Annotated in this window: 16 protein-coding genes and 6 pseudogenes; 13 read left to right on the plus strand and 9 right to left on the minus strand. The window is 39.4% G+C overall.

Translation table 11 applies throughout. The annotated features are described in order from the left end of the window. The 4 genes and pseudogenes from RA086_RS14340 to RA086_RS14355 all read left to right on the plus strand — a co-directional run. Window positions 1-1,146, plus strand: a 1,146-nt coding sequence (locus RA086_RS14340; protein WP_308704532.1) for a replication initiator protein A, incomplete at its 5' end; no start/stop codon positions are given. Between the two features lie 228 nt (window positions 1,147-1,374). Beyond that, window positions 1,375-1,656, plus strand: coding sequence for a type II toxin-antitoxin system RelB/DinJ family antitoxin (locus RA086_RS14345; RefSeq protein ID WP_010014831.1), 282 nt, complete (start codon window positions 1,375-1,377; stop codon window positions 1,654-1,656). 46 nt (window positions 1,657-1,702) lie between these two features. After that, window positions 1,703-1,888: a hypothetical protein gene (locus RA086_RS14350; protein ID WP_010620892.1), complete on the plus strand. Its 186-nt coding sequence runs from the start codon at window positions 1,703-1,705 to the stop codon at window positions 1,886-1,888. Beyond that, window positions 1,885-2,202 (plus strand): annotated as a pseudogene (locus tag RA086_RS14355) (zeta toxin family protein); the annotation flags it as partial. The gene RA086_RS14350 and the pseudogene RA086_RS14355, both read left to right, overlap by 4 nt. Window positions 2,203-2,210: 8 nt before the next feature. Here RA086_RS14355 and RA086_RS14360 read toward each other — a convergent pair. Continuing rightward, window positions 2,211-3,092, minus strand: a complete 882-nt coding sequence (locus tag RA086_RS14360) for an IS982-like element ISLpl4 family transposase (RefSeq protein WP_308704533.1) — start codon at window positions 3,090-3,092, stop codon at window positions 2,211-2,213. A gap of 128 nt (window positions 3,093-3,220) precedes the next feature. Here RA086_RS14360 and RA086_RS14365 point away from each other — a divergent pair, with 128 nt between their 5' ends. The 4 genes and pseudogenes from RA086_RS14365 to RA086_RS14380 form a co-directional block, all read left to right on the plus strand. Continuing rightward, window positions 3,221-4,108, plus strand: a complete 888-nt coding sequence (locus RA086_RS14365; RefSeq protein ID WP_003557398.1) for an ABC transporter ATP-binding protein — start codon at window positions 3,221-3,223, stop codon at window positions 4,106-4,108. Between the two features lies 1 nt (window position 4,109). After that, window positions 4,110-4,886, plus strand: a complete 777-nt coding sequence (locus tag RA086_RS14370) for an ABC transporter permease (RefSeq protein ID WP_308704534.1) — start codon at window positions 4,110-4,112, stop codon at window positions 4,884-4,886. A gap of 419 nt (window positions 4,887-5,305) precedes the next feature. After that, window positions 5,306-5,606, plus strand: a pseudogene (locus RA086_RS14375) (IS982 family transposase); the annotation flags it as partial. Window positions 5,607-5,616: 10 nt separating this feature from the next. Continuing rightward, a pseudogene (locus RA086_RS14380) lies at window positions 5,617-5,991 on the plus strand (zeta toxin family protein); the annotation flags it as partial. On the opposite strand, the gene RA086_RS14385 reads toward RA086_RS14380, so the two are convergent. Continuing rightward, window positions 5,981-6,238 carry a hypothetical protein gene (locus RA086_RS14385; RefSeq protein WP_407659103.1) on the minus strand — a complete coding sequence of 86 codons (258 nt, stop codon included), beginning with the start codon at window positions 6,236-6,238 and terminating at the stop codon, window positions 5,981-5,983. The pseudogene RA086_RS14380 and the gene RA086_RS14385 sit on opposite strands and share 11 nt — an antisense overlap. Window positions 6,239-6,509: 271 nt before the next feature. On the opposite strand from RA086_RS14385, the gene mobQ reads away from it, so the two are divergent. Both mobQ and RA086_RS14395 read left to right on the plus strand, forming a co-directional pair. Continuing rightward, entirely contained in the window at window positions 6,510-8,573 is a 2,064-nt protein-coding gene (mobQ, locus tag RA086_RS14390) for a MobQ family relaxase (RefSeq protein WP_308704535.1), read from the plus strand. Beyond that, window positions 8,548-10,165 (plus strand): annotated as a pseudogene (locus tag RA086_RS14395) (DNA topoisomerase). Before mobQ ends, RA086_RS14395 begins: the two are co-directional and overlap by 26 nt. Window positions 10,166-10,350: 185 nt before the next feature. On the opposite strand, the gene RA086_RS14400 reads toward RA086_RS14395, so the two are convergent. Further along, window positions 10,351-10,908 (minus strand): YiiX/YebB-like N1pC/P60 family cysteine hydrolase, encoded by a 558-nt coding sequence (locus RA086_RS14400; RefSeq protein ID WP_225363477.1) that lies wholly within the window; start codon window positions 10,906-10,908, stop codon window positions 10,351-10,353. A 156-nt stretch (window positions 10,909-11,064) separates the two neighbouring features. Between RA086_RS14400 and RA086_RS14405 the strand changes: the two genes are divergently transcribed. Beyond that, on the plus strand, window positions 11,065-11,580 hold the full coding sequence (locus RA086_RS14405) for a biotin transporter BioY (protein WP_181074504.1): 516 nt from the start codon (window positions 11,065-11,067) through the stop codon (window positions 11,578-11,580). A gap of 36 nt (window positions 11,581-11,616) precedes the next feature. Continuing rightward, window positions 11,617-12,621 carry a biotin--[acetyl-CoA-carboxylase] ligase gene (locus RA086_RS14410; RefSeq protein WP_007124647.1) on the plus strand — a complete coding sequence of 335 codons (1,005 nt, stop codon included), beginning with the start codon at window positions 11,617-11,619 and terminating at the stop codon, window positions 12,619-12,621. Between the two features lie 227 nt (window positions 12,622-12,848). Here RA086_RS14410 and RA086_RS14415 read toward each other — a convergent pair whose 3' ends face one another. The 3 genes from RA086_RS14415 to RA086_RS14425 all read right to left on the minus strand — a co-directional run bounded on the left by RA086_RS14415 (window position 12,849) and on the right by RA086_RS14425 (window position 15,459). Beyond that, window positions 12,849-14,021, minus strand: a complete 1,173-nt coding sequence (locus RA086_RS14415; protein ID WP_010010282.1) for an SAM-dependent methyltransferase — start codon at window positions 14,019-14,021, stop codon at window positions 12,849-12,851. Window positions 14,022-14,091: 70 nt separating this feature from the next. After that, window positions 14,092-14,583: a DUF1836 domain-containing protein gene (locus RA086_RS14420; RefSeq protein WP_010010281.1), complete on the minus strand. Its 492-nt coding sequence runs from the start codon at window positions 14,581-14,583 to the stop codon at window positions 14,092-14,094. Window positions 14,584-14,610: 27 nt separating this feature from the next. Beyond that, window positions 14,611-15,459 carry a DegV family protein gene (locus RA086_RS14425; protein WP_010010280.1) on the minus strand — a complete coding sequence of 283 codons (849 nt, stop codon included), beginning with the start codon at window positions 15,457-15,459 and terminating at the stop codon, window positions 14,611-14,613. Between the two features lie 475 nt (window positions 15,460-15,934). On the opposite strand from RA086_RS14425, the pseudogene RA086_RS14430 reads away from it, so the two are divergent. After that, window positions 15,935-17,018, plus strand: a pseudogene (locus tag RA086_RS14430) (IS256 family transposase); the annotation flags it as partial. 14 nt (window positions 17,019-17,032) lie between these two features. Here the strand turns inward: RA086_RS14430 and RA086_RS14435 are convergent. From RA086_RS14435 to RA086_RS14445, 3 genes and pseudogenes are all read right to left on the minus strand, one after another. Beyond that, a pseudogene (locus RA086_RS14435) lies at window positions 17,033-17,962 on the minus strand (IS30-like element ISLpl1 family transposase). 142 nt (window positions 17,963-18,104) lie between these two features. After that, window positions 18,105-18,605, minus strand: coding sequence for an acyl-CoA thioesterase (locus RA086_RS14440; protein ID WP_003645113.1), 501 nt, complete (start codon window positions 18,603-18,605; stop codon window positions 18,105-18,107). Between the two features lie 206 nt (window positions 18,606-18,811). Then, entirely contained in the window at window positions 18,812-19,699 is an 888-nt protein-coding gene (locus tag RA086_RS14445) for a LysR family transcriptional regulator (protein WP_308704536.1), read from the minus strand. Between the last annotated feature and the right edge of the window lies 1 nt (window position 19,700).

A 19,700-nucleotide genomic window follows, 5' to 3' on the forward strand; every position in this document is an offset into this window, starting at 1 on the left:
ATGACAAAATCAACAAATTTTAATTACTATGAAGCCGATAACGTATATGGAGCCTTATTTTTCCAGTTTCCTAAGGTATTAATGTATGGCGAGCAATACAAGCATTTAAGCAGTGATGCTAAATTGGCTTATATGGTACTGAAAGACCGGCTCGAGTATTCTTTGCGCAACAACTGGGTTGATGAAGAAGGACACGTCTACTTTATTTTTACCAATCAAGAATTAATTAATCTGTTTAACTGTTCGGAACATAAAGTTATTAAAATAAAAGCTGAACTTAAATCAGCCGGCCTACTCTTACAAAAACAAATGGGATTCAACCCAAAGACTAAAAAGAATGAACCGAATCGTCTATACCTTTCTAAGCTCGATGTAAAAGCTACTGATGTTTATCTAAGGGGCGAATATGGGCAAAAAGAGCCTGAAACCCTTGCTACAAGCGGAACTGCAAAAAATGCAGTTCCACAAGAGACCGTTGAAACCCTTGCTACAAGCGGAACTGCAAAAAATGCAGTTCCGCAAGAGACCGTTGAAACCCTTGCTACAAGCGGAACTGCAAAAAATGCAGTTCCGCAAGAGACCGTTGGAAAAAAACCTCAAACCCTTGCTACAAGCGGAACTGCAAAAAATGCAGTTAATCTATATAAAGACTATAAAAATAATATAGATACTCATAGATACGGTATAGATACTCAAAAGTTGGACTTTTCCACAGCCAATTTTTCACCAGCTGAAATTGAAGCCCAAAATCGGGATTTAGTAAAACATGCTGATGAGTTCTTAACTGACGAAGATAGTGGCTTACCGGTCTTCTTAGAACCAGAAGCAGTGCAACTACTTAGCTTTTGGTGCCGTACCCCACAACAAATGCGGCGCTTTATTGGCATTATCTTAAACGCCAAATATGCTGTCGAAAAAGAACATAAGGATTTAGGCGTATGGATTCTATTAGATGACCCTGATTTAAAAAAAATGATGACCAAAACATTAAGACGCTATTTTAATGCCCTAAGAAGCGATGAGAAGCATATCAATAATGTTGAGAACTACCTGTACGGCACCATGCAAAACCTATTTGATGTTTGGTGGAACCAACAAGCGGCTAGAGAATATGCGGCCAAACACCCTAACGATGAGCGTGCTTAAAACTAAAAAGCTATATAAGGCCATTTAAGCTGTTTTAAACAGATAGAGCATAATTATATTAAACGAGTTTTAAAATGCGCTTACGGGCACTTTAGGAACGTTGTATAAGTGCCATTGCGGAAAGAACAGCAAACTTAAATTCACAACTTTTAAAGAAGCAGGCTAATTGAGATGGTACTCAAAGATTAGTATAATGTGAGTAGTAATAAAGGGGGGGGCGAGAAAATCATGGCAGTTAAGGAAAAGAAACGCGTACAAGTCCAGATTGACAAAGAATTGGCAGATAATACCGAAGCCGTTTTAAGCCAGTTAGGTCTAAACCCAACTACCGCGATCAATATGTTTTATAAGCGGATCGTAGCTGACGCAGCATTACCGTTTAAACCAGCCCTGAGCGAAGCCGAAAGAGCTAATTTAAGCCTTTTAAAGGCTACCAAAGAGACACCAGTAACAGAGTTCAAAGACGCTAAAGAAGTCGCTGATTGGCTCAATGATCCAGATGAGGACTAATGGCTTATCAGATTAAATAAATTAATAACTTGGAAGTGTGATGAACATGAAAGATACAATCACAATTAATGACTTTTTTGAAATTGCCAAAGAAACTGATTTAAAAGATTTACTTGATAAGTCATTACATGAGCCAGATCCAGAAAAGCGCAAAGTATATGACGCTTTATATACCTACTTTTTAGATAAAAGGCAAGATGAGGTTATTAAGCGAAAGGACTTTGTCCGTTGATAGATAAACCCCAATATATAATTGTTGCTGGTATTAACGGAGCAGGAAAAAGTACGCTATACGATACATTTCCCATCTTGTTTGACAAAACAAAACGGATTAACGCTGATGAACTTTTAAGACAAATGGGTGGCGATTGGCATAAAGATAGTGACAACTTAAAAGCCATGAAAGAAGAAATCAAACAACTACACTATGCTTTAGATCACCAGCAAAGTATTCACGTAGAAACAACACTGGCAGGTAGAGGCAAAGCTCAACTCAATTTGATTGACAAAGCTCACAAAAATGGCTTTGAAGTGACTTTATTATACGCGTGGTGCTAGTTCGTCACAAAATTAAAAAATCCTAAATTATAGACTAAAATTGCCAGTTCAATTTTTAGTTGAAAGCCAAAGGCACTCCGCGTTAAGTTAGTTTCAATTTCAAAATCACTAACTAAGGTAGAAAAACGCGATTCAATTGTGCGACGTAACGCCTTGAGCGCGCGCTTATTATGTTCCTTGGCCCCCCCCTTCATATTTGAACGGTATGGTGTCCATAACGTGTAGCCTAATTGCTTAAATTCAGCGCCAAGTCGCTTGCCTACATAACCGACATCGGCCAAAACAATTGGACAAGGACAATCATCAATCAAGCTAACGGCAACTTTTGTATCATGGACCGAAGCGGCAGTCACCACATAATTCAGAATGTAGCCATCAGTGGTTACTAGCATGTGGGTTTTAAACCCATAGAACGACATTTGCTTAGTGGCATTGTAGCCAATATTAGCTTGCCCAGCAAAAATACGTGCTCTAAATTTACGTACTGGTTCACACAATGGATTCGGCAAACTATCAATGATTGCGATCTGTCCAGGTTGGGCTGCTTCACGCGTCAAACCAGTACGGATCGCATTGACCACGGGTAATAATTGTAGTGCGCGACGGTTGAACCGTGACCGACTAATGGTGATTTTTTGCGGCATAAAGGCGGTCATCAAGCGCCAAAAACGGCGTTGTGATTGAATACCAAGCGTTGTTTGTAAACACAGTAGCGCCAACAATCGACAGTCATCGATTTTAACGTGCGCCACATTACGCCGTTGCGTCACACAACGTGGGCAATAGCGCTGGTAAAGCGACTGGCACAGCTGATAAAAATAATGATAGTTACCTTGTAATTCGTGACGAATTTGTTTAAACTTAGGATGGTTCAACATCGTTAGGACTCCTTTTAAGTTTAGTCACTTATGAGTCTAACTGTGTTGGACTTTTTTGTTAATTTTTTTGTATTATTACAAACTAGCACCACGCGTATAAAAATAGATAAAAGAAAGAGGCGGGCAACATGACAGCTGCTATTCAATTAAAAAACTTATCCTTTGCATACCCTAATAAGCGGGTACTTGATCATCTGAATTTGCAAATTCAATCAGGCGAAATCTTTGGGTTGGTCGGTCCAAACGGTGCCGGAAAGACCACCCTGCTCAATCTCATCCAGGGCATCTTAAGCTCCCACAATCATGCCATTACCGTTTTGGACAGCCAACCGGGAAGCACCATCGTTAAAGAAAAAGTGGCCACGATGTTTCAAGATGATTTACAAATTAACAATGTCAAAGTAAACGAGTTCATTAAGTTATTTGCGGCACAAGCAACCCATCCCAAGAATCCCGAAACAGTCATAAAGGAACTTGGTCTTTCAGATATTCAAAATCAACTCATGAATAAACTATCCGGTGGACAACGTCGAAAAGTCAGCTTTGCCAGTGCCATTGTGTCAAATCCGCAACTCTTATTTTTAGATGAACCAACCGTGGGTATGGATGCAGAAACTCGGCAAAATTTTTGGCGCTATATTGAAAAGTTGCGTCAGCAAAACGTCACTATTGTCATTACCAGCCACTATCTTGAGGAAATTCAAAAAGTGGCTGACAGAATCGCCATTTTACAAGACGGGCAATTCCGTTACGTTGGTACTTGGCAGACACTTCAAAGCCACCATGATAATGGTCAATTCAATTTCAACACACAGCTGGAACGATCATTGTTCACACATTTACCAGCTGTTGAATCCGCCACTCAAACCGACGCCAATATGACCTTAATCAGTAACGATACCGATTTAACGTTAAAGGCACTATTGCCTTTTATCGATCAGCTGCATGACATCACGATTACGCGTGAATCATTGGAGTCAATCTTTTTGGAAATGACAAATAAGGGGGATCATTAAGATGAAAACATTGGGATATCAAATCAGCTTTAATGCAAAACGCGTTTTTTTACGAAACTTCAGCTATTTATTTTTCACCATCTTAATGCCAATTGGCTTCTATATCATATTCACAAAGGTTTTGATTTCGGGAACCACTGCTCAGGAATTGGTCTTTGCCAAGCAATACCTTGGCAGTATGATCGTGTACAGTGTCTTGATTAACGCCATGTTTGGGCTGGGACAAATTATGCAGAACGACCGTCAGCACAAACTGCTCTCGGCATTATCACTCACACCTAAAGGAACCAAATACTACTATATTTCAATTGGTATTATCATGTCACTTGTCAATGTGCTGTCCATTATTTTAATGCAGCTTGTCGCAAAATCAACGTGGAATATCACTCTCTCGTTAGGTGAATCTGTTAGTGTCATCGTCATTGCTGTTTTTGGTACGCTGCCAATCATGGGGGTTGGCGTTCTTTCCTCATTTGCCAAAACGCCTCAACTGACAAGCATTATTGCAAACTTAACCGTCTTTCCGTTGGCCATCATTAGCGGCTTGTGGTGGCCACTTCAGATGATGCCGAATTGGGTTCAGACCATCGGTAAAGCCACACCGACTTACCTCACCAGCAAAATGATCAATCTTGCGATCAATAACCAATCCCTACCAATTCATGATATTATGGGAATAGTCATTTGGACCGTTATCATATTAGTACTGATTTTTGTACTGATCAAATTGGTTCAAAAGAGTGGAGAACTAAAAAATGATCAAGGGACTGCGGTCTAATTTAAAAACCTATTGGTACTCGTATATTTGGCTAATCTTTTTGATAGAGGACATTTCAGACAAATTTCCTCCCAAAACGTCAAGCGATTGGTTCTGGGTTGGAATGACCTTTCTTTTTCTGATTGCTTTCGTGATCACTTCTGCCTCCCCAAAATACCAAATAGCCGGTATGATAACTGAGACGCTGATCGGAATGATCTTTACATTTTTTGACAATAACTTCTGGATCATGATTTTTCCAGGATGGCAAATTTCATCCATTTTAGCTTACGCGCCAAAACGTTACTTTAGGCTTTTCGCGACTGTTTATTATGCGACATTTATTGGCGAAATGATTAATTTGAAAATTCTGAATCCTGTGAACCTTGGTCTGTGGTTATTTGTTTTCCCACTATTCTCACCAATCTTTGCCTATAGTTTGTCCTTGTCCAATTGTTTTGGCCGATGTCGGTTATGTAGGCAAGCGACTTGGCGCTGAATTTAAGCAATTAGGCTACACGTTATGGACACCATACCGTTCAAATATGAAGGGGGGCCAAGGAACATAATAAGCGCGCGCTCAAGGCGTTACGTCGCACAATTGAATCGCGTTTTTCTACCTTAGTTAGTGATTTTGAAATTGAAACTAACTTAACGCGGAGTGCCTTTGGCTTTCAACTAAAAATTGAACTGGCAATTTTAGTCTATAATTTAGGATTTTTTAATTTTGTGACGAACTAGCACCACGCGTACTTTATTATATGTTGCTTTGCGAGATGAAAATTTAGCTATCCAAAGGGTCAACGAACGGGTACAAAAAGGTGGCCACGGTGTTCCAGTAGCAACGATCAAGAAACGTTATCAGCAATCCAAACATAATTTGCCATTAGTGGCCTTTAAATCTGATAAGGTCATGATCTATGATAATAGCGAAAAGTTTACCTCTGTTTATGCAAGAGAGAAGGGACAAGTTTTTAAGAACGATTTGAGGCATTTTCCTTGGATAAACCAAAATATTACTTATCCAGAAAAGGTGCAAAAGCAGTTACAAAATTTTGCAGATCAAAACCCAGAAGTAAAGCCTAAAAATGATCCAGAAAATAAAAACGATCGGCCTAGTTATTAGGTTGATCGTTTTTTAATTTATCCGGTTTATGGGCGTTAACATAATCAGCAAATGTTTTTAAAAGTTCTTCGGTTTCTTCGACCGATAGGTTATCAGCTTGAAAGTATTTTTCGAGCAAAGCCCCTTTTTGAATTAATCGGCGAGAACGGGCTTTGCGGGCTTGCCGATTTTCGTAGTATTTAGATTGCCGTAATTTAAAATCTTCTTGCTCAATTTTTTGTTTTAAACGCGCTTGCTTTTGAGACATAACGATCCCTCCAATCATATTAGAAATAATCACCGAAACTATATCATATAGGAAACGTTAAGTCAAAGGATAAAAGTTGAAATAGCGAAGCGGAAGGCATACACTAAAAGTAAATTCAGGAGAATCAGCAGACCGAGTGAAACGAGGTCAATGCGCACTTACACACAACAACTAAAGTTGGTTGTGTTATTGTGCTAAACACTTGTATTAGAAGTCGCCGTTGGCGACAACAAAATCAAACCCATAAACCCAAAGAAAGGTGGTGACCGACATGGCAATTTTTCATATGAGTTTTAGTAATATTAGTGCTGGAAAAGGAAGAAGTGCAATTGCTGGAGCAAGTTATCGAAGTGGCGAAAAATTATTCGATCAAAAAGAAGGCCGAAGTTATTTTTATGCTCGGTCGGTTATGCCAGAAAGCTTTATTTTAACACCAAAGAATGCGCCAGAATGGGCGAGTGATAGAAAGAAATTATGGAACGAAGTTGAAAGAAAAGACCGTAAATCAAACTCACGGTACGCTAAAGAGTTTAACGTGGCTCTACCAGTTGAATTAAGTGAAGATGAACAGAAAGAATTATTGACAAAATATGTACAAGAAAATTTTGTTGATGAAGGTATGGTTGCTGATGTGGCAATTCATAGAGATCACCCAGATAATCCGCACGCTCATGTGATGTTAACTAACCGTCCATTTAACCCAGACGGAACGTGGGGATTGAAAAGTAAACGAGAAAACATATTAGACGAAAATGGGAACAAGACTTATACAGGAAATAGTCGTTTCCCAAGATCAAGAAAGGTGTGGTTAGTTGATTGGGATAAAAAAGAAAAAATCAATCAATGGCGGCACAATTGGGCGGTTAGTGTAAATCAAGTTTTAGAGCAAAAAAATATTCCCGATCGGATCAGCGAAAAATCATTTATCGAGGAGGGAATATCTGATACCCCAATGCAACATGAGGGAATCAATAGTAAGCGGCATGAAAGAAAAGAATTTAACCAACAAGTTAAGGACTATCGCAAGGCCAAAGCCAGTTATAAAAATAACCAAGAAAAAGTAATCAATAGAGGTCATTTAGATAGCCTAAGTAAACACTTCTCGTTTAATGAAAAACGGGTAGTTAAAGAGTTAAGCCATGAACTGAAAACTTATATCAGTTTGGAGAACTTAGATGATAAGCGGCGCATGCTATTTAATTGGAAAAACAGCACCTTAATTAAACATGCGGTTGGTGAAGATGTGACTAAACAATTATTGACAATTAACCAACAAGAAAGCTCACTCAAAAAAGCAGATGAACTCTTAAATAAAGTGGTTGATCGCACGACTAAAAAACTTTATCCAGAGCTTAATTTTGAACAGACCACGCAAGCTGAAAGACGAGAATTAATTAAGGAAACCGATAGCGAACAAACAGTTTTCAAGGGTAGTGAATTAAACGAACGTTTAATGAACATTCGTGATGATTTGTTGACCCAACAATTATTGACCTTTACCAAACGGCCATACGTTGGCTGGAAGTTATTAATGCAACAAGAAAAGGAAGTCAAAATCGAACTGAAATATACGCTGATGATTCATGACGATAACTTAGAAAGTCTAGAACACGTCGATCAAGGGTTACTAGAGAAATATTCGCCAACCGAACAGCAAAAGATTACTCGCGCAGTCAAAGATCTACGGGCAATCATGGCCGTTAAGCAAGTCATTAAAACGCAATACCATGAAGTATTGAAAAGGGCCTTTCCCAAAGGCGATTTAGATGGATTGCCATTGATTAAACAGGAACAAGCCTATACAGCCGTGATGTACTATGATCCTGTTTTAAAGCCATGTCAGGCCGAAACGATTGAACAGTGGCAAGCAAACCCACCACAGGTTTTCAGCCTCCCAGAACATCAACAAGGACTAGCTTATTTATCGGGACAGCTGAGCTTAGATCAGTTAGAAAATCATCACTTACAACGGGTTTTAAAGCATGATGGTACTAAACAACTCTTTTTTGGCGAATGCAAAGCTGATCCGACGATTAAGAACAGTCAGATCGAGAAAATCCAAATGCAGTTAAAAGAGCAACAAGCCAAGGACGACCAGTATAGAAAAGCAAATATCGGACATTATCAACCACTGAACTACAAGCCAGTTAGTCCAGACTATTACTTAAAGACGGCCTTTAGTGACGCGATCATGACTGTTCTATATGCTCGTGATGAAGATTACCAACGGCAAAAACAGGCGCAAGGTTTAAAGGAGACTGAGTGGGAAATGACGAAAAAGCAGCGGCAACATCAAACCCGGAACCGGCATGAAGATGGGGGCATGCACTTGTAATCACAAAATTAGCGACTGGTTAATTGGTATGAATGGTAGCCCATAATGTATTTTATATTGAGAAAAATTTGGTACGTAGAGCGTGCTCGATTAGTTACGTATAGCTGCCAGCCTTGTGTATGGTCTATCAAAGAGACCAGGTAAACAAAACCTTTAAGCCGAAACCCTATTTTGAACTAAATGCTGAAATTCTTGCTAATCAGCAAAAATTCGTCGCAAAATTAGACCCCTATCAGCGATTTAAAGACGAAGCAGGGCTAATAACATTCATGCAAGCTAAACACGTTCAGAAAAGCTCACAGGCCGGTTTAATCAAGAACTTCCAAAAGCAAGGCAAGAAGCGTGCTAGTCCCCAACTATTCTCGCTATCCAGTCTCCAAAGTGCCATGAATAAACGTTATCACGCCAGCGCCAGCCAAACCTTAGCGGCTATTCAAAGCTTATACGAAGACAAACTGCTCAGTTATCCCCGCACCGATTGTGCTTATATCACTGATGAAGAATTTGATTATTTAGTGGCTAATCTGACGAAGTATCTGGGTTTGGTCTCTAAGCCAGTCGCTTTAACCAATACCACTCCGAACAAACGCTATGTTGATGGGAAAAAAGTTGAAGAACACTATGCCATTATTATGACTAAAGTCGTGCCAACGAAAGAGAAACTAGCCAGCTTGCCTAAATTACAGCAACAAGTCTATGACTTGGTTTTAAGAACCACATTAGCCATGTTTGCTGATCCGTACGAGTACGAGGAAACCACCATTATTACCCAAGTTGGTGACGCCAATTTTAAAGCAACCGGTAAGGTCCCAACTAAGCAAGGTTGGCAAGCTTTATTTGATGATCACAAAGCCGAACAGCAAGAAGCAGCAACTTTACCGCTCGTTCACCAAGGCGATCAAGTCCAAGCAAATCTGCAAACGCCGCAAAAAGAAACGACCCCGCCGGTACCATTTACCGAAGGTACCCTGATTACGGCCATGAAGACGGCCGGTAAAACGCTTGATGATGAAGCAGCCCAGGCGATTCTCAAAGACGTGCAAGGCATTGGAACAAGTGCGACCCGGGCAAATGTACTGGAAATATTAAAAAAACGCGGCTATCTCGTCACTGAAAAAAATAAGCTGCACGTCAGTGAAGCCGGGATAACATTATGTAAAGCGGTCGAACTCGAACCCTTGCTAACTAGTCCAGAAATGACGGCTAAATGGGAGCAAGCGTTACAGCAAATCAGTACCGAAGAACGCACCCCGGATAACTTTTTGAGCCAAATTAAGAACTTTGTGGCCAAGTTAATCGCTGATGTTCCCACACAATTAACCGGCAATGCAGCCATTAAGCAACAAATCAATCACCAACAGCAAGCGCAAAAAGTTGCCGAGGTGTTCTTAGAAACACCACAAGTAACTGTCATAAATAAACAAAAGTTTTACATTGTGAAACCCAAGCAAGGCGAGGACTTTACCCTACCCAAGAAATGGAGCAGCAAAACATCACGATTGAAGTATATCGGAATCATGGGAACCGGTTATGATGTCGTTGATATTTTACGCTCTCCTATTTACCTTGTAGACTCGATTATTGAGCACTGAGATAAAAATAAAACATAGTTTTTCCAAGATTATAAGGCAAACTATTTACATCCAGATAGCCGTATTAACCAGCTATCTAGATTGTAGTCTTTTTAATATCAGGGATATGGGATATCCAGCAAGATCGTGTTTTAAACTCACGTAATCGTTCACCTAAATGGCCAAATAATTGTCTGTATTAAAAGTCAGCTGTTGATAGCTCCTATAAATTTGAGATGGCCTTGGCTAATTAGTGAGTTCGGACTACTCCCTAACTGACCATTAGGTACCGGCAAGTCTAAATTTTCATAATACTGTTGCCATTCAGGCAAAACAGAGCCGTTAGGGCCAAATACCATTGGGGATAGATGAAATATATTTTCATCTTTAAATGCATTAACCACGTAGTCCGAACAGTAATATCCTGGCTGATCTAATCTGAAGCTCGGATTGTATGGTGCTTCTAACATGGACTTGGCTCGTTTTAGTATTTTGAGGGGATTTATTAAAGGGCTACTCTTCCGATAAACGTCAATCAATCCTTCTTCGGAAATAAATTGATCTAACGGTTGACGAATGCAACCATGGTCTTTGGTTGCATGGAGAACAAAAAAGTCAGTGCCTTCTTTTTCTACTATCCCGATATGGTAATAAGCTAGTGGCCGATCTAAAAACGTTTGTTTTGTGCCTCTAATGATCATCTCTGACAGTTTATTTTGTGCTTTTTTAACAAGTAACAGATCGCCTGTTTTCAAACTAATCAAAATTAGCAGTCTCCCTTCCATTATTCGAATTTTAGTAACCCTTTATTTTACTAATGGGTTACTAATAGCTATAATAACACTGTTTTTGAAAAATCCATACTTGGAGTGATCATATTGAAACGTAGTAACACCACAAGATTATTAACGTTATCTGCAATGATGGTAGCAATCTTAATTATATTAGGCCTCTTCCCTGGTATTCCGTTGGGATTTATTCCAGTACCTATCGTTTTACAAAACATGGGAGTGATGATGAGTGGTGAGTTGTTGGGACCTAGGTATGGGACCATCTCAGTATGTCTATTTTTATTATTAGCCTTCATCGGTATGCCCATACTTTCTGGTGGTAATGGTGGTATGGCTGTCTTTATTGGACCAACTGGCGGCTATCTTATAGCTTGGTTATTTACGCCATTACTAATTGGTCTATTAATTAATCGTTTTCAGATTTACAATAAGTCTTGGATATTTGAACTGCTCATTTTATTATTAGCCGGAGTGATTTTTATTGATTTGGTGGGTGCTATATGGCTCTCTTACCAGTCTCACATTACGCTGATTGCCGCTCTTATTTCAAACTTAGCATTTATACCAGGAGATCTTATTAAAAGTGCTTTAGCAGTTATTATTGTTCGCCGTATTAGAAAAGCAATGCATTTAAGCTTATTTTAGTTATTGTTTATCGCTATTTAATTAGGAGGTGGTTTGATGAAAAATAAATCAACCCAAGAAAAAGTGGTGTTAGAACTTTTGACTAATTTAGATACGTGGGTATCTGGTGACTATCTAGCTAAAAAGTTTCAAGTCAGTCGTGAAACCATCTGGAAGGCTATTAATAATTTAAAAAACAAACGAGATTATCCAATTGTTAGTCGTAAGAAACGTGGGTACATGCTTCATACAGCACCGTATTTAGAAGCCGACTTAATTAATATTTACAGCCATAAGCAATTAACAGATAATCTGCATGTCTTTAAAGAAGTTACATCAACCCAAGATTTAGCAAAGCAATTTTCTAGTAAGCACTGTATTACCAGGCCAACCGTTTTTGTTGCCGATAAGCAGACTAACGGTTATGGAAGACGAGGTCGCTCTTTTTATTCACCACCGACTACAGGCCTTTATCTCAGTATTATTCTGCCTAACCAACAACAAACTGTTATTCAACCCGGACTACTAACAACTGGGATTGCCGTGAGCATCACCCATGTGCTTGAAAAGTTTTATCCAAATAAAGAATTTCAGTTTAAATGGGTAAATGACATCTATCTAAATTATCATAAGGTGGGCGGAATTATTACGGAGTCCATTTTTGATCTTGAACTGGGGGCGGCCTCAGCTTTCATTGTTGGTGTGGGAATAAATTTAACAACTGTCAAGTTTCCAAAAGAGTTGGCAATCAAAGCCCAAGCTATCGATAATGACAATTCAGTTAACCGCAATCAATTAATTGCCGAAATAATCCAAGCAATTATAAACGGATTTTTAGACTATACGAACCCCCAACTATTGGCGGAGTACCGGAAAAAATCGATTGTTTTAGGAAAAGTGGTTTCTTTAAATACTGGGTCAGAAGTTATTCAGGGAGTTGCTCAGAAGATTGAAGATAATGGTGGTATAACCATTAAAAGGATAGATGGAACATTTCAAACCTTTACAAGCGGTGAAGTAATCAAAACTGGTTTTAAGTATAAAGGAGATCATATTGGATAGCTTAATTTATGGATTATGTGTTGATAATACGGGACGTTATGAGCACTACCACAATGATTTTGATATTGCCGCTTTAAACTGTAGCTACTATCGAAAGTGTTTTTCCTACTCTAAATAAGTTAATACTAGGGAAGGGCACCTGATTTAAAAAATGGAGTTTACTACAACTCATTTTTTAAACAGGTGCCCTTTTTTGAACATTATTTGAATAATTTTCCTAGTAATAGTTAATTATAAATGTAATTGCGTTTCATCGGCAATCCTGTACCACTAGGTGCATTCACTAATAAGTACTGAATAACATCTATATTGCCTGATTCGAAGGAAGCGGCACAAGCTTGTAAGTATAGACTCCACATTCGATCAAAACGTTCACCATATTTTTCGATGACTTGATTCCGAACCTTCTGATAGTTTTGGTACCAGATTTCCAATGTTTTTTGGTAATGGCGTCGTAAGGGTTCAATATCTGAAAATTGCAATTGGGCATCCATAATGTGCTTAATATTTTCAGCAACATTGGGAATGTATCCTCCTGGAAAGATGTATTGATTAATAAATGGATCCACACCAGCACCTTCATGTTGTCCAGTAATGCCGTGAATCAATGCTTGTCCTCCTGGGGCCAAAAATTCTTGAACCTTTTTAAAATATAGTCCTAAGTTTTCTTTACCAACATGTTCAAACATGCCCACAGATGTTACGTAATCGTATTGACCAGATACTTCACGATAGTCTTCCAATATTACGTGGACCTGATTTTCTAAGTGTCGTTCCTTTATTTGTGATTGTGTATAGTTATATTGTTCTTGGCTCAAGGTAATACCTGTTGCATCTAGTCCAAACTCTTCAGCAGCCATGAATAATAAAGTTCCCCATCCACTACCAATATCCAATAGTTTACGACCAGGATTAGTGGCTAGCTTACGTAAGATATACCGGACCTTGTTCAATTGTGCTTGTTTCAAAGTGTCGGATTCTTTCTCAAAATAAGCACAAGAATAGGTCATTGTGTCATCTAACCATAGCTTATAAAAATCGTTACCTATGTCATAATGTTTTTGAATATCTTTTTCACTATTTTTTTCAGAATGCGATATTTTGGGTAAGTGTTTTAAGAATGAATTATGAGTTAAAAAACTGTCTTTTTTCCGGTAAGCCGATGCGATTAATGTTTGTATACTTCCATCAATCTCTATGTCACCATTCATATAAGCCTCACCTAGAACCAAGGTAGGCTGACTGGTTAGCGATTTAATTGGAATTTCGTGTTTAAATTGTACCTTAATTTCAGGAACTCCAGCGCCATATTTTTCTTTTTTCCCATTCCAATAAGTTACTTCAATCGTTATGTCGAATGCTTTACTGAATAATTCCTTGTAAACCACTTTGTCTAGCACAAATATCCCTCCATTAAAAAAATAAATTATATAACTAAAATATCATATACAAAAATACGTAATAATTTTCCTATAGATCCTGATTTTTCTGAATAAGACGTCTTGCTAAAAACCAAAACAAAACCGATTGAGTCGCACTATACTGTATAAGCATAGTAGATGTGGGTTCTAAACTAATATTGGCTACAGGGGGCATTTTTATTGTTTCTTGAGAACTCTGGTTATTAAATATTTTTACAAAGTTATCATAGCCTTCTGCAGGTGAAGTATCCGCAAGAATTAGTCGCAATCCTTGCTCTATTTCTGATAGTGAGAATACATTTTTAAATACACCGACCACAATTGCTCCTGCCAAATGTTTTCGTGCATATCTCTTCTTGATTGGAGCCTCAATAATCCCTGCTTTAAAATAATTATGCATCATTGTCTTGGTAATTTTTTCCTCAATCATGGGTTCAACAAAAGAATTGGTGATGTCTAATAATTGATCCAAATGTAAATTGAAGCTTGGTAATTCGCTCCATAACGGTAATCTCGGGAAATTATTTTTAGCGAAAGGCAACTTAGTCATCCTCCTTGCACAGAAATATTAATCAATCTGAACTGCAATTCCAATTAGCCCTGGGCCTGTGTGTACACATAATGCTGGGGAAACATCACCAGTATAAATGGTATGTTTTGGAAAGCTATTTCTAAGTTCGGTTAGTACATGACTTGAAATCGCTTTGTCATTGCCCTGAACGACTGCAAGCCTAAAACTTTCGTTTGTTGAAGCATCTTCGATAGCCAGCTTTAATAACCTTGAAATTGCTTTCTTTTCAGAACGAGCTTTTGCTACTGGGTAATATATGCCATCTGAGTCGCACGATATGACTGGTTTAATATTTAAAACTGATCCCACCATCCCAGCCACTTTGCCAATCCTACCGCCAATTCTAAGATATTTTAATGTTGCAATATAAAAATAGACTTTACTTTTTAGCACGGACTGTTGAACTCGCTTAGTGATTTCTTGGTAATCATAATTAGCATTAATTAAGTCTTCTGCGTATGCTGCAATCAATCCACTACCAATACCAATACTTTTTGAATCAATAACTGTTATGATTGCGTTATTGACATTTTCAGAAGCTATTTTAAAAACCTTATTTGTAACTGATAAGCCGCTGGAGATTGTAATAGCAATGATTTTTTTATAACCTCGTTGCTGCAATTTTTTGATATATTGTGATACCAGTCCAAGAGTTGGACTAGCTGTTTTAGGAATATAACCATCTTCAATTAGTTGATACACTTCCTGAGGTTGAATAGTCACACGATCCAGATACTCGTGGTTGTTTGCTGTCACAACTAAGGGAACAACTTCAACATTTACTTGATTTTTTATTTCCGCGGGAATATCTGATGCGGAATCGACTAATAGTCCAATTTTTTTCATTTTCCCTCCATATAGTCTTGATAACCTTATAAATAGTATTCTACACTATATTATGAGGCTGTCAATACTACTATTATTCCATGATAGATTTTTGAAGTTGGCTTCTGATTATAACTTTCTACGGTGTGAGTCGCGTAGACCTGTAAATTCAAACCATCCACATAAACAAATGGGAAAGAGCAACTAACAAAATTGCGCCTACAGAGGACACCTTAGTACTGGAAAAATCAAAGCAGCTCAAGTTTTCAAGACTGATCAAATTAAACTTTCTATTTGCCATTTTTAAACAATAAAACACGCCAAGCTATTGTCATGGGAACAATAACTTGGTGTGTTTAAGTGTGTGAAAAGTACAAACGAGAGCGTAAAATATCTTGTGTAAATGCATAAAAGATTTCTGAATTGTATAGAAATAGGGAATGCCTTCCCTTATGATATTTAGTAACCACAGAAAACATCACAGGAGGCATTCCCCATGAATGAACTTACCACAGAAATTATCGCTGCACTAGCCCAAAAGCAAGATTTGGACGAAGTTTTTCGTCACCACCTCGAAATTGCGATTAACCAGCTGCTTCAAACCGAATTGGCAGAGTTTTTGGGTTACGAACGCTACTCATACGCTGGGATTAACACTGGTAATAACCGCAACGGCAGTTATGAGCGCTCGTTTGATACGAAGTACGGCCAACTTAACTTAACCATTCCTCGAGATCGCAATGGCCGGTTTGAAAATCATACCTTGCCAGCCTACGGTCGGCACAGTGATAATTTAGAAACAACGGTCATTCAGTTGTATACCAAGGGAATTACCACTGCTGAAATTGCCGAACTCATTGAGAAAATGTACGGTGCTCACTACTCCAAAGCCACGGTTTCCAACATGACTAAAGCCGTCAATGAACAGGTTCAAGCTTTCCAGCAATCACAATATGCGGCCATCTTCTTAGATGCCACTTACTTGCCGTTAAAGCGGGATACCGTTCAAAAAGAAGCCGTTCATATTGCGATTGGCATTCGTCCAGATGGTACGAAAGAAGTGCTGAACTACCAAGTGGCGCCAACGGAATCGACTGGAATCTGGACTGAACTGCTGGGAACCTTGATCAAGCAGGGCGTTAAAGATGTGCTGTTGTTTGTGGGGGTTAGTTGGTTTGGATGAAGGCTTGAATCGGCATTTTCCTAAAGCCAAACGACAACGTTGCCTGGTTCATGTTGGGCGGAATCTGATGAACAAAGTTCGCGTAAAAGACCGCAAGGCCGTGATCAGTGACTTTAAACAAGTTCATCGGGCCGCCAACCGTGAAGCAGCCGAACTGAAACTGAATGAGTTCGCCAACAACTGGCATCAGACCTATCCCAAATTAATCAAAGATCTGCTTAAAATGCCGAATTTACTCACTTTCATGGACTTTCCACCAGCTATCCGGCAATCACTATACTCCACTAACCTGATTGAGAACTTTAATAAGCATCTCAAGCGCACCACCCACCACAAAGAACAATTTCCAACGGAAGATTCACTGGATCGCTTCCTGGTTTCTCAGTTTAATGTTTATGGTAGATTGCAAATTTAATCCGAATTTTTGGACAAATTTGTCAGCATAACCCGATACGGTGTTTGCCAGTCGAGTATTTTAAGCGGTCGCTGGTTAATTTAGAGTAACGTCGTCGTTAAATCTTGAGCACTAATGTGCTCAAAACGAGTCCCTTTAGGATAAAAATAACGTAAATTCCGATTAAAGCGTTCATTACTACCACGTTCAGCTGGCGTATAAGCATGGCAGTAATAGGTCTTAATACCATATTGTGATTCAAGTGATACTAGCCCACTAAACTCAGTGCCACGGTCCACAGTAAAGCTGTGCACCGGACCATTAAAAGTGGTTAGGAACTTAGTTAGTGCTTCATTAACAGTCGCTGTCGTCCGATCTTTTAACCGGTATGCCCAAAGGAACCGTGATTTGCGATCGATTAAAGTTAATAAAACTGCCTTACTATGCCCACGAGGACCAACGACTGTATCTAGTTCAAAATCGCCGATGCGATTACGTTGATTAATCATCATGGGACGCTGTTCAATTGATCGCCCCAAAGATTGATTATATTTGGATCGTTGGTCAACGTTACGCCGTTGGCGTACGCCATGTTCAGGTAGATCATTCAAGGAGAAACCAATTCTCCCCTGATTTAGCCAATTATAAATAGATTTAGTAGCTAGTTTAAATTCGTGAGCAATCATTCCTGGTGACCAGCTTAGACGTAAATGGTTGAGAATTTTTTGCTTTAACTCATCGCTCAGCTTAGTTTTCCGACCACATCGTGATCGCTTGTATTCGGCATCTGTTTGTGCTAATTCAGCCTGATAAGGTTGACATCGAGATAATTCATAAGAAATTGTTGACGGTGATCGGTTCAGCCGAACGCCCATTTGGATATTGGACAGCCCTAGTTCACAAAAGGTTTCGATTTTAATTCGTTCGGAATAGGTTATACTAGACAAAAGATCAGCTCCTAAAAGATGGGTTTGTGGTAAACACCATTTTAAAGGAAGCTGATCTTTTTTGTCCGAACAGCGTTCGGATTAATTTTACAATCTACCTACAATTTAACAAGTCTCACCAAAATTGTCAATTTAAATCGATTCACCACGGCAATTCAACGCTAATGTGCGCATTAAAGTCTTGCTGGCGCTTTAGTTTGGCTAACCGGGCGGCCTGCCGCTCTTGATAGCCCTGAGCAACAAACGTGTATTCTGGTTTATCAGCGACTAACAGTGGTAATTCAATATTACGGTCCGTCACCACGAACGTTGAAAAGCAGGTCAATCCCAAAAACCGTTCGCCGGTCTTCAAGTGTTCACCAATAATTTTAGTAAATACCTCGATTGAGCGGTGACCAACGCCCGAAACGTAAGATTCCGCACACATTGAGTCTTGTAACCGAAACGGCAATAAAAAATTGACCTGATCGACTGACACGGTCACCGTCTCAATTCGAGCCACTCGCGATGCGGCAATCGATGAATTATCATCGATAGTCGCCAAGATTTTTCCGCCGAAAACCGTGTCGTGCTCATTCAAGTCAGCTGAAAACACACGGTGATTGCTAATTGATAAAGTCTGTGAAATATGAATTGGTTCCATGTCTGCACCCCGTCATCTTTAATTATTTTTATTTATATCACTGCAAACGACCTACAATGTGATTAAAACAGACTAGCCAGCTCGATTGTTGTTCGGACACGTCCTTCCTGCTACGACCACCGAAACCGACTGCTTTTATCCTTATGTCATCGTCGGCTTTGATTCCGATTCAAGACACATCGTTAGAATGTGATCAACCGCCACAATTAATCTGAAAGTGATTGGCTATACTTCGTCGCAAACGCCCAAAATTTAGCAACCACGGCAGCGTGATTATCTGGACGCTTCATGAAAGCCATCTGACTGCGAATAGTAGGCGTCAGTGGAACTGCTTTAATGTTGTCAAAACCAGTGAGATCAAATGACCGCGCCATGACAACCGAGACACCATCACCCTGATTCAGCATTTCTAAAATGAGATCAATTCGTTGACCATCATAAACCATCTGTGGCGTATGCATTTTTTGAAATACCGAAAACAACGGGTTATCTTCACCGATGGTATCTTTCAATAATAAAATTGATTCATGTGCCAGCATCGGCAGACTAATCTCAGCTTGTTGCGCCAACGGATCGTCTTTCGGAACAAGGACCACAAACTGATCGGTCTCATTCAATAAAACGTCATAATTATTGGGTTGATCCCCGAAAATCCGTGTAAATACAATGTCGACATTCGTATGATCCAGTGCATGCGCTAACCGATCGACACTCGCCTCACTAAATTGTAATTTCACTTCCGGATACCGCTTCATAAATGCCGTGATAATATGAAAAGCTTGGTATTGTGCTAAAGATGGTAGTCCCTGAACAACCAGCGACTGCGCATTATGAGCGGTATTAGCGGCCAGAACTTGTTGTAGCTGACGCTCTTCGCGCAGAATTGCTTGGGCCCGTGGCAATAATTGTTGCCCAACCCGTGTTAACGTGACTTGCCGATGCGCACGTTCAAATAATTGGACCTGCCAATCGCGCTCTAAAGCCATAATGTACTTTGAAATGGTCGACTGTGACAAAAACATGCGTTCAGCACTGCGACTATAGTTCTGGGTCGTGGCAAGGTCAACAAACACTGCCAATTTCCGTGTTTCCATA

The organism is Lactiplantibacillus brownii, assembly GCF_031085375.1.
GTDB lineage: Bacteria > Bacillota > Bacilli > Lactobacillales > Lactobacillaceae > Lactiplantibacillus > Lactiplantibacillus brownii.